The sequence below is a fragment of the Mycobacterium sp. 852002-51961_SCH5331710 genome (genome assembly GCF_001665535.1).
In the GTDB taxonomy this organism is placed as follows: domain Bacteria; phylum Actinomycetota; class Actinomycetes; order Mycobacteriales; family Mycobacteriaceae; genus Mycobacterium.
This window is the reverse complement of record NZ_LZSQ01000098.1, coordinates 1-9,861: the sequence shown is the minus strand read 5'-3', so window position 1 is coordinate 9,861 and position 9,861 is coordinate 1. Positions and strand designations below refer to the sequence as shown.

The 9,861-nt window shown below is 67.1% G+C and carries 5 protein-coding genes and 1 pseudogene; 4 read left to right on the top strand and 2 right to left on the bottom strand.

Features of this window, described 5'->3' with window-relative positions; all coding sequences use genetic code 11:
* Window positions 1-101: 101 nt before the first annotated feature.
* From A5752_RS16695 to A5752_RS16680, 4 genes are all read left to right on the top strand, one after another.
* A complete protein-coding gene (locus A5752_RS16695) occupies window positions 102-1,514 on the top strand; it encodes an HNH endonuclease signature motif containing protein (RefSeq protein WP_067087732.1) in 1,413 nt (470 codons plus the stop codon).
* A gap of 139 nt (window positions 1,515-1,653) precedes the next feature.
* The gene (locus A5752_RS16690; RefSeq protein ID WP_067087731.1) at window positions 1,654-3,081 is read left to right on the top strand and encodes a nitrate/nitrite transporter; all 1,428 of its coding nucleotides are present in this window, start codon (window positions 1,654-1,656) and stop codon (window positions 3,079-3,081) included.
* A gap of 5 nt (window positions 3,082-3,086) precedes the next feature.
* Window positions 3,087-7,034 carry a bifunctional nitrate reductase/sulfite reductase flavoprotein subunit alpha gene (locus A5752_RS16685; protein WP_067087729.1) on the top strand — a complete coding sequence of 1,316 codons (3,948 nt, stop codon included), beginning with the start codon at window positions 3,087-3,089 and terminating at the stop codon, window positions 7,032-7,034.
* A gap of 189 nt (window positions 7,035-7,223) precedes the next feature.
* Complete coding sequence (locus tag A5752_RS16680; protein WP_067087727.1) at window positions 7,224-8,615, top strand: neutral zinc metallopeptidase; 1,392 nt, start codon at window positions 7,224-7,226, stop codon at window positions 8,613-8,615.
* Between the two features lie 165 nt (window positions 8,616-8,780).
* Here A5752_RS16680 and A5752_RS16675 read toward each other — a convergent pair whose 3' ends face one another.
* Window positions 8,781-9,215, bottom strand: a complete 435-nt coding sequence (locus A5752_RS16675) for a type II toxin-antitoxin system VapC family toxin (protein WP_012394840.1) — start codon at window positions 9,213-9,215, stop codon at window positions 8,781-8,783.
* Window positions 9,216-9,218: 3 nt separating this feature from the next.
* A pseudogene (locus A5752_RS28040) lies at window positions 9,219-9,673 on the bottom strand (type II toxin-antitoxin system Phd/YefM family antitoxin).
* Window positions 9,674-9,861: the final 188 nt, after the last annotated feature.

Below are 9,861 nucleotides of genomic sequence, written 5' to 3'. Positions count from 1 at the left end.
GTCACAGGCCGAGTCATCACCGGCGGCGAACGAGCAAGACCATCCTCACCCGAACCCGATTAACGGAATCAATGTCATACCCCCGTGGCATAGTCGAATATATGTTCGACTCGGAGTTTGCGACGGCGGATGATGCCGCAGTCGTGGCTGCGATCGAGGAGTGCACGCGGGCCGAAGCCAGGGCGGGAGCCCGTCGGCTCGCCGCGATTGCCGAACTTGCCCGCCGCAGAGTCGACGATGACGACCGATCGGCATTCGACGGTTGGGACGCGGCCGCCGCCGAAGTCGCGGCCGCTATGACCGTCGGCCACAAGCGGGCCTCGGCACAGATGCGCATAGCGATCGCACTTCGGGACCGGCTTCCCCGCGTCGCGGCGCTGTACCTGCAGGGCGCCATCAATTCCCGCGTGGCTTCGGCACTTACGTGGCGCACACAGTTCGTTGACGACGCCGAGGCACTCGCTTTGATCGACGCCGCTTTGGCGGAAGGCGCTATCAGGTGGGGTCGGCTGTCCGACTACAAGCTCGAGAGGGCAATCGATGCGTGGGTCGAGCGGTACGATCCGGACGGGTTGCGCCGCAGCGAATCAACTACGCGCAGCAGAGACTTCTCGGTCGGGGACATCGATGACCCGGCGGGAACCACGTCGGTGTGGGGACGCCTGCTGGCCACGGACGGTGCTGTTCTCAAACGTCGAATAGCCGAGATGGTGCAGACCCTGTGCGATGACGATCCGCGAACCGCTGGAGAGCGTCGATCGGACGCGGTCGGCGCAATGCTCGCGGGCAGTGACCGCCTCGCGTGCGCCTGCGGGTCCGACACCTGTCCGTCGGCTGACGCGCCGCGATCGTCGAATGTCGTCATCCATGTCCTCGCAGAGCGATCGACGGTCGATGTGGCATCGCGGCAGTCGACAGCCGCCGAGTCCAAGGCTAAGCCGCGCGCAGCGCTCATCCTCGGCGAGGAAGTCGTACCGGCATCACTGCTGTCGCAACTGATCCGAGGTGGCGCGAAGATTCGTCCGATCACATTGCCCAGCGACAAGGCTGAGCCGCAGTACCGGCCGTCGGCCGAGTTGGCTCAGTTCGTACGCATGCGAGATCTGCACTGCCGGGCCCCTGGCTGCAACGTGCCAGCCGATCGTGGCGACATCGACCACACCGTCCCGTATCCGTTCGGGACCACGCATGCGTCGAATCTCAAATGCCTGTGCCGAAAACACCACCTGATGAAGACGTTTGGTGGATGGGACGACATCCAACTGCCCGACGGTACGGTGGTCTGGACCTCACCGAGCGGGAGGAAGTACACCACCCAACCCGGCAGCAGAATCTTCTTTCCGACCTGGGATACGACGACCGCTGACCTTCCACCGCCGACGGGCTTGCCGCCGACGGTCCACGACCGCGGGGTGATGATGCCACTGCGCCGGCGTAGCCGCGCCGCCGATCATGCCGCGCGAATCAAGGCCGAACGCGCGAGGAATCGGCCAGCCGCCTGCGCGCCGTTCTGATCACGGCGGAGTAACCCACGCCACAATTGTTTCGGGCACGTTTCGGGCGATTGGAATGGGTCGCGCCAGCCATGTGAGCGGGTGTTGACCTTTCGGTCATGGACGTGCAACGGCCACGGAATGGCCGCCCGCCATCGTGATGCTCGTGAAGACTTTGAGCCGCAGCCGCACCATCGAACACTGGGACGCCGAGGACGTCGAGGCCTGGGAATCCGGTGGCAAGAACATCGCCAAGCGGAATTTGATCTGGTCGATCTTCGCCGAACACGTCGGATTCTCGGTGTGGTCGATCTGGTCGGTGATGGTGCTGTTCATGCCCCAGGACGTCTACGGCATCGACCCCGCGGGCAAGTTCTACCTGGTCGCGATCCCCACCCTGATCGGGGCGATCCTGCGGATCCCGTACACGATCGCCCCGGCGCGCTTCGGCGGGCGCAACTGGACCATCGTCAGCGCCCTGCTGCTGTTGATTCCGACCGTGCTCACGCTATGGGCGATGAGCAACCCCGGCACGTCCTACACCACGTTCATGATCGTGGCCGCGGTGTCCGGCGTGGGCGGCGGCAACTTCGCGTCCTCGATGACCAACATCAACGCGTTCTACCCGCAACGGCTCAAGGGCTGGGCGCTCGGGCTGAACGCCGGCGGCGGCAACATCGGCGTGCCGGTGATCCAGCTCGTCGGGCTCCTGGTGATCGCCACCGTGAGCAACACCGCACCCGAGATCGTCTGCGCCATCTACCTCGTCCTGGTCGCCTTGGCCGCCCTCGGGGCCGCGCTGTTCATGGACAACCTCGGCAACCAGCGATCCAATCTCGGCGCGATGGCAGAAGCGTTGCGGTTCAAGCACTCCTGGGTGATGAGCTTCCTCTACATCGGCACGTTCGGCTCGTTCATCGGGTTCTCGTTCGCCTTCGGCCAGGTGCTGCAGATCAACTTCCTCGCCGGCGGTGACACCCCCGCACAGGCCTCGTTGCACGCCGCCCAGATCGCCTTCATCGGCCCGCTGCTCGGATCCATCTCGCGGCCGTTCGGCGGAAAGCTGGCCGACAAGGTCGGCGGCGGCAGGATCACGCTCTACACATTCGTCGCGATGATCTTCGCCGCCGGAATCCTGGTCGCGGCAGGTGTTCTCGACGACGGTATTGCGGGCGCGGCCACCGGCGGGCAGATGACCGCCTATGTCGCCGGCTTCATCCTGCTGTTCATCCTCTCGGGCATCGGCAACGGTTCGACGTACAAGATGATCCCGTCGATCTTCGAGGCCAAGGCCCAGGGCCGCGACGGCTGGAGCCGCGAGGACAAGGCCGCATGGTCGCGCAGCATGTCCGGCGCATTGATCGGCTTCGCCGGAGCGACCGGCGCGCTCGGCGGCGTGTTCATCAACGTCGTGCTGCGCGCGTCGTATGTCAGCGACGCCAAGTCCGCCACCAACGCGTTCTGGGTGTTTCTCGGCTTCTACGTGATCTGCGCGATCGTCACCTGGTTCGTGTTCCTGCGCATGAAGACCTCGCGGGCCGGCGCCGGCGAGCAGATCGGGCGCACCGCCGCACCGGTGCCCGCCTGACGCCGATGGGTACTCGGACGGCGTGCTCGTACTGCGGCGTGGGCTGCGGTATCGAGGTGCACACCGCCACCGACCGCGAGACCGGCAACCCGGTCATCGCTCGGGTCACCGGGGACAAGCTGCATCCGGCCAACTTCGGCAGGCTGTGCACCAAGGGCGCCACTCACGCCGAGATGATGCGCGCCGACGACGGCCGCCTGACCTCGGCGATGCTGCGGCCCAGCCGCGGTGAGGAACTGGTGCCCACACCGGTCGACGATGCCGTCGCCGAGGCGGGCCGGAGACTGCGGGCAATCGTCGACGAGCACGGCCCGGACGCGGTCGCACTCTACGTCTCGGGCCAGATGTCGATCGAGGCGCAGTACCTCGCCACCAAATTGGCCAAGGGGTTTCTGCGCACGGTGCACATCGAGTCGAACTCACGGCTCTGCATGGCCAGTGCCGGAACGGGCTTCAAACAGTCGCTGGGCGCCGACGGTCCTCCCGGCTCCTACGCCGACTTCGACTGCACCGACCTGTTTTTCGTCATCGGCTCCAACATGGCCGACTGTCACCCGATCCTGTACCTGCGGATGGCCGACCGGCTCAAGGCGGGAGCCAAGCTGATCGTCGTCGACCCGCGCCGCACCACGACCGCCGAACGCGCCGACCTCTTCCTGCAGATCAAACCCGGCACCGACCTCGCGCTGCTGAACGGGCTCTTGCACCTGCTAGTCGAGAACGGCGACATCGACGGTGAATTCATCGACGCCCACACCGAGGGCTGGGAGGCAATGCCGGCGTTTCTCGCCGACTACACCCCGGACCGGGTCGCTCGGCTCACCGGCCTGGCGGAGAACGACATCCGGCTCGCGGCGCGGATGATCGCCGACGCGGGGGAGTGGCTGAGCTGCTGGACGATGGGTCTCAACCAGAGCACCCACGGAACGTGGAACACCAACGCCATCTGCAACCTGCACCTCGCCACCGGCGCGATCTGCCGGCCGGGCAGTGGACCGATGTCGCTGACCGGTCAGCCCAACGCCATGGGCGGACGCGAAATGGGCTATATGGGACCGGGATTGCCCGGTCAGCGTGCGGTCAACTCGGCCGAGGACCGCGCGTTCGTCGAGGGACAGTGGGGTCTGCCCCCGGGGACGATCCGCTCCGACGTCGGCCCGGGAACGGTGGACATGTTCCGAGGCCTCGCCGACGGCGACATCAAGGCCTGCTGGATCATCTGCACCAATCCCGTTGCCACGGTGGCGAATCGGTCGACCGTGATCGAGGGTTTGCAAGCGGCCGAGCTCGTCATCACCCAAGACGCCTACCGCGCCACGGCCACCAACGCCTACGCCGACATCGTGCTGCCCGCCGCGATGTGGGCGGAGGCCGACGCGGTGATGGTCAACTCCGAACGCAATCTGACACTGCTGCAGCAGTCGATCCCCGCCCCGGGCCAGGCCCGGCCCGACTGGCAGCTGATCTGTCAGGTCGCGGGCCATCTCGGGTTCGGCGACCACTTCGCCTACACCTGTAGCGAACAGATCTTCGAGGAGATCCGGCGATTCTGGAACCCGAAGACCGGCTACGACCTTCGCGGCGCCAGCTACGCGCGGCTGCGCGAATCGTCCCTGCAGTGGCCGTGCCCGCCGGACGACGAGTCTGATCGCCATCCGATCCGCTACCTCAACGACGGCGTCAGCCAGGACCACTTCGTCGACGAGCGCGGCCACGCACCTCGGCTCGCCTTCCCGACGCCCTCGCGGCGGGCGATCTTTCACGCTCGTCCGCACATGGACGCGAGGGAACTGCCCGACGACGAGTACCCGCTCGTGCTCAACACCGGTCGGCTGCAACATCAGTGGCACACCATGACCAAGACCGGCCGAGTGGAGTCGCTGAACAAGCTGACCGGCGACCCCTTCGTCGAGGTACATCCCGAGGATGCGCTGAGGCTGGGGATCGAGGACGGGCGGCCCGTCGAGCTCGCGACGCGACGCGGGCGCGCGGTGCTGGCCGCCGTCGTCACCGATCGTGTGCGTCCGGGCAGCTGTTTCGTGCCGTTCCACTGGAACGACGACCACGGAGAGAACCTCACGGTCAACGCGCTGACCAACGACGCCGTCGACCCCGACTCACTACAGCCCGAGTTCAAGGTCTGCGCGGTCAAGCTGACTCCCGTCGCCTCACCGACGCTCACCGAGCACGAAACGCTTTACGTGTCGGGCTTTTTCAGCGGACTAGCCGAGGCGCAGTCGGAGGCCCCGGTATTGCCCGGCACCGCGCCGGTGTCCACCGCGGTGCGGCAGTGGATCAACGGTCTGCTGGCCGGCCAGGCCCACCGCGCGTCCGACGAACCGGCCCGGCCGGAACTCGACGACGGGCCGCTCGTGCTGTGGGCGTCGCAGACAGGCAATGCCGAGGACTTCGCCACGCGGCTAGCCGAGCGGCTGGGAAACGCGCACTTGGTGAACATGGATGATTTAGCGCCCGCCGACCTCGTCGCGGCGCGCGACGTGCTGGTCGTCACGAGTACCTTCGGCGACGGGGGACCGCCCGACAACGGTGCGAGCTTCTGGCAGCGGTTGCAGGCCGAGACGGCGGCGCCGCTGACGGGTCTGCGATACGCGGTGCTGGGCATCGGCGACCGGTCCTACGACGACTTCTGCGGCCACGCCAGGGCCGTGGACGCCCGGCTGGCGGATCTCGGCGCCGTGCGACTGCTCGAGCGCGCCGACTGTGAGGCCTACGACGACGAGCGGATGCGGCGCTGGGCCGACGACGTCACCGCACTGCTGAACCCGGGCATCGACACCACGCCGCCGACCGGAAGCGTCTCGACACTGGTGCGGCCGGCCACGGTCGCGCAGCCGTTCACTCGCGCCCGTCCGCTCGTCGTGCCGCTGTCCCGAAACGTGGTGCTGACCGGGCCGGCATCGCGAAAAGAGGTGCGGCAGTTCGGCTTCGACATCTCCGAACACGAGGTCAGCTACGCCGCAGGCGATTCGCTGGGCGTATGCGCCACCAACGACCCCCTGATGGTCGACGCGTGGCTGGCGGCCACCGGGATGCCGGGTCAGCACACGGTCGAGATCGATGGCACAGAGATGTCGTTGCGCGACGCGCTCGTCTCGCATTACGACTTCTGCCGGGTCACCCCCGACCTCGTGCGCTTCATCGCCGAGCACAGTCGGCACGCAAAGGCGCTGCGGGCGCCGAAGGCGAAACTGGACAAGTGGCTGGTCGGCCGCAACGGCCTGGACCTCGTCCAGGAGTTCGTCGTCCACGCCGATCCGGACGAGTGGCGGGAAGTGCTGGTGCGATTGACCCCGCGCAGCTACTCGATCTCGTCGAGCCCGCTGGTCAGCCCGCACGAGGTGCAGTTGACGGTGTCTGTGGTGCGCTACCGCGGTGCCGACGGCGGCCGGCGCGGCGGCGTCTGCTCGACGTTCCTCGCCGACCGAGCCTTGTCGGCGCCGGTCTTCCTGCAGCGCTCGCCGCACTTCCGGCCGCCGGAAGACGGCACGACCCCGATGATCATGGTCGGTCCGGGTACCGGCGTCGCGCCGTTCCGCGGGTTCCTGCAGGAGCGGCGGGCGCTCGGGCATCGCGGGCGCAACTGGCTGTTCTTCGGTGAGCAGCACCGCGACCAGAATTACTACTACCGCGACGATTTCGAGGACATGGCCCGCGACGGGTTGCTGCACCGGCTCGATCTCGCGTTCTCCCGCGATCAGGCCTCACGGATCTACGTCCAGCACCGGATGCTCGAACAGGGCGCCGAGGTGTGGCGCTGGCTCGACGACGGTGCGCACTTCTACGTCTGCGGTGATGCCACCCGGATGGCCAAGGACGTCGACGCCGCGCTGACGACGATCATCGAGACACACGGCGGGATGTCGCACGAACAGGCCCACGACTACAAACGTGAACTGGTCGCGACCAAACGCTATGTGCGCGACGTGTATTGAGTTCCACGCGCACCGGCACCGAGCGTTGACTCTGCGGTGAGGGCGCGGTATCACCCCGAAATCACGCCCTCAGCGCAGAGTCAACGAACCTCGGCCATATCGACAATGTCCAACGGACGACGAGCGCGACGCGGATAATGGCTTGCCGTGCATCACCGCATTCACACTGCGGTCAGAAGCGCTGCGGCCATGGCTGCGGCGATCATGCTGGCGGCCTGCGGCGGCACAACGACTGAGGAATCGGCCGACCCGTTCGCGGTCGCGGGGATGCGCGTCGCGGACGGACCCTCGGGTTTGAAGCAGGGCGCGCCCGGACCGTCGCGGAAGGTGACCAATACCGACGGCGGGCCGATCGACATGCTCGCGGTGCAGTCGGTCAGCGACGTCGAGGACTACTGGAAAGGCACGTTCAGCCAGGCGCTCTCAGGGGACTTCACCCCGGTCCGCAAGCTCCTGTCCTGGGACGCCAACCGGCGTGACCGGTCCACGTCGTTCTGCGGTGAGAGCACCGCGGGACTGGTCAACGCCGCATTCTGCCCGCCCGACAGCACGATCGGCTGGGACCGCGGTGTCCTGCTGCCGTCGCTGCGGAAGACCTATGGCGAGATGGCCGTGACCATGGTGCTGGCGCACGAGTACGGCCATTCCGTGCAGTACCAGGCCCAACTGAACAAGACGAGCACGCCGACATTGGTGGCCGAGCAGCAAGCCGACTGTTTCGCGGGGGCCTACATGCGGTGGGTGGCCGAAGGGAATTCGCGACGCTTCAGACTGTCCACCGGTGACGGGCTCAACGCCCTCCTCGCCAGCGTCATCTCCTTCCGCGATCCGCTGTTCGACCGCAACGGGGCGTCCTCGGGAGGCGGCGAACACGGGTCGGCGTTCGAGCGGGTCTCGGCGTTCCAGTTCGGATTCGCCGACGGGCCCGAGACGTGTACGGGCATCGACAAGGACGAGGTCACCCAGCGGCGTGGCGACCTGCCGGTCGCGTTGCAGCGAGGGGAGACCGGGAACTGGCCGGTGTCGCAGGGGTCGGTGAGGTCGGTCATCGCCGCGATGAACCTGCTGTTCCAACCCGCCGACCCGCCACGGCTCGCGTTCGATGCAGCTGCCGCGAAACGGTGTGCCGATGCCCGGCCCACACCGCCCGTCTCGTTCTGCCCGGCGACCAACGCCATCGCGGTCGACCTGGCCGGGCTGAAGAAACTCGGCGCCGCCGCCGAGGGTCCGACCGTGCTGACGGGGGACAACACCGCCTACTCGGTGCTGATCTCGCGCTATATGTTGGCTCTGCAGAAGGCATTTGGGCTATCGCTAGACACCGCGGAGACCGGTCTGCGAACGGCCTGCCTCACCGGCGTCGCGACGCGGAAACTCAGCCAACAGGTTAACACGCCGGACGGCAACACCGTCGCGTTGACCGCCGGCGACCTGGACGAAGCCGTGAGCGGTCTGCTCACCAACGGCCTGGCCGCCAGCGACGTCAACGGGCAGTCGGCCCCTGCGGGGTTCGCGCGCATCGACGCGTTCCGCGCCGGCGTGCTGGGTGATCAGGACACCTGCCTGGAACGTTTCCCCTGACCCGCGGTCCGGGTGGTATCCGGGCTCTAGCTGCGCAGATGCGCTTTGACGATGAGTGTCCGAGGGGGGACTTGGCCACTTACGACACGGGTTCTGACCTGGCGAATCGGTACCTGATCGTCATCCATGCCGGGGTCGACCCACCTCTGACGTCGAGCGGTCGGATTAGGGGTCGAGTTGGGCGGGGGCGAGTCGGCACCCGGCGGCTTGGGCTCCGGCGTGCAGGCGTCGGTCCCAAACGGCGACGATCAGGCCGGGTTCGCCGACTGCCAACGCGCTGGCCAGATGGACAGCGTCGGCTTCGCGCAAGGCATGGGCGCGGGCGAGGCGGCCGGCGTGCTGTTCAACCGTGGCGGTGAGTTCGATTGGGCGGGTGGCGGCCCAGAAGTCCTCCCAGTCACGCTCGGCGTCGGCGAGCTCGGATTCGGTTAGGTCGTGATTGCGGGCTGCTGCAGCGAGTGCGGCGCGGACTTCGGGGTAGGCCAGGCGGCTGGACAATGCGGCGTCGCAGCCGTCCCACAGCGCGGATGCCAGCGAGCTTCCTGTCTCGGTGGTGAGAAGTTTAACGAAGGCGCTGGCGTCGAAGTAGACGAGCGGCACCGGTCAGCGCCGCTGGTCGCTGACCTGGTCAGACACCGGCCGCCGCGGTCGGGGCCGGGACCGTCCCGCAGCGACGGGCCGCTGCGCGGTGGCCCTGGCAATCACGCCTTCGGCCGTGAGACGCTCCAAGGTGCCTGCGCTGTCCAGCGCAGCGAGTCGCGCGACCGGAATCCCGCGGTCGGTGATGACGACCTCATCACCAGCCCGAACTCGATCGAGCCAATCGCTAAGGTGCGCGCGCAACTCGGTCACGGATACCTCCACACCGTGAACTGTACACTCGCTGAACCGTGATTTGTACATGTCACTTCTGAGTGTGGCAACGACGACCTGAGAGATTGACCCGCGCAAGCCGGAGGCGAGGTGGCAACGGGCCGGTACACCGATTCGTCCGCGGTGCTGGCGACGCCGAGACGGTCGATATTATGGTGGCTGGTGGCCTTCCGTCCAAGCTGCATCCGAAGGTGTTGCGGCGGAAGGTGTTTGCCGTCCCCGGTGGGACTTCGGCGCGGCTGGCGTTCGTGGTCAGCTGTATGAAGACGGCAGCGCCTCGGTGTCGGACGCCGGGTCTAGCTGTTCTGACCTGACAGGTTAGGTACACGGCTGGCCGGTGGTTGACCTTTGAGTGCGGTGTGGCCGCGGTGGT